The organism is Vibrio sp. Vb1755, from assembly GCF_033338635.1.
GTDB classification, from domain to species: domain Bacteria; phylum Pseudomonadota; class Gammaproteobacteria; order Enterobacterales; family Vibrionaceae; genus Vibrio; species Vibrio alginolyticus.
The window spans coordinates 1-1,007 of sequence record NZ_JAWOTA010000393.1; the positions used below are offsets into that span (position 1 = coordinate 1).

The 1,007-nt window shown below is 45.8% G+C and carries 1 protein-coding gene; it reads left to right on the forward strand.

The window, feature by feature from the left end; genetic code table 11:
• Positions 1 to 849: MlaD family protein (locus R7E00_RS25375; protein WP_318124959.1), on the forward strand; the 849-nt coding region annotated here is incomplete at its 5' end.
• Between the last annotated feature and the right edge of the window lie 158 nt (positions 850 to 1,007).

Here is a 1,007-nt window from a genome sequence, read left to right on the forward strand (position 1 = left end):
ATGACGCACTTCCGTTTGTACGATGATGTTAGACAAGTACGCGAAGGCATGTACGACGAATACATCGAATTCGTAATGCTATTCGAAGAGTCCGTTCGTGGCCTAAAACGCAAAGCTCCGGTTGAATACCGAGGCCTGCGCATTGGTACAGTAATGAGAGTGCCTATGCGTCTTCCAACTCCAGAAGAGCATTTCTCGGCGAAGAGAATTCCGGTGTTAGTCCGTATTGAGCTTGGCCGTGTATACGGTGATGTTGAGTCCCACTCGATGGAAATGTTCAAAGAGAAACTAAAAGACGAGTTTGCAAAAGGGCTTCGCGGCACACTAAAAACCGGGAATTTGTTGACTGGCGCACTGTACATTGACGCGGATTTTTATCCAGACGATACGCCATATGAAGCAAACACGTATGAAGGGCTAGACGTCTTCCCTACAATGCGAGGTGGCTTTGCACAGGTTCAGCGCCAAGTAAATGACTTCTTAAACAAGCTTAATAACTTGCCAATGGAAGATACATTAACGTCTCTGAACGCAACGTTGAAAACGTCTGAGCGCACCTTGGCGTCCGCAGAAAAAGTGGCGAATAGCATAGATAAGCTCTTAAGCCAAAAAGACACACAAGAGATACCTGCAGATATTCGCCAAAGCTTGCAGCAACTGCAAAAAACGCTGGATGGATACGGCCCTAACTCGACAATGTACAGTGAGATGGAATCGACATTGAAAGAGCTAGAGAAGGTGATGACGGAATTCAAACCTGGTTTAAAACAGCTAAATGAAAACCCAAAGTCACTAGTATTTGGGGAAGATGCAGTGATGGACCCAATTCCTGTTAGAGGGCAACAATAATGAAACGTGTATTTTTATTAGCGACAGCACTTATAACCGGATTGACAGGATGCAGCAGCGCGCCAGAAGCAACAGGGGCACTGTATCTCTTACCTAAAGCTGAGACAAAAACGTCTAACCAGATGAGCGTTGCAGAACGCCCTTTACTGGTGATTCGT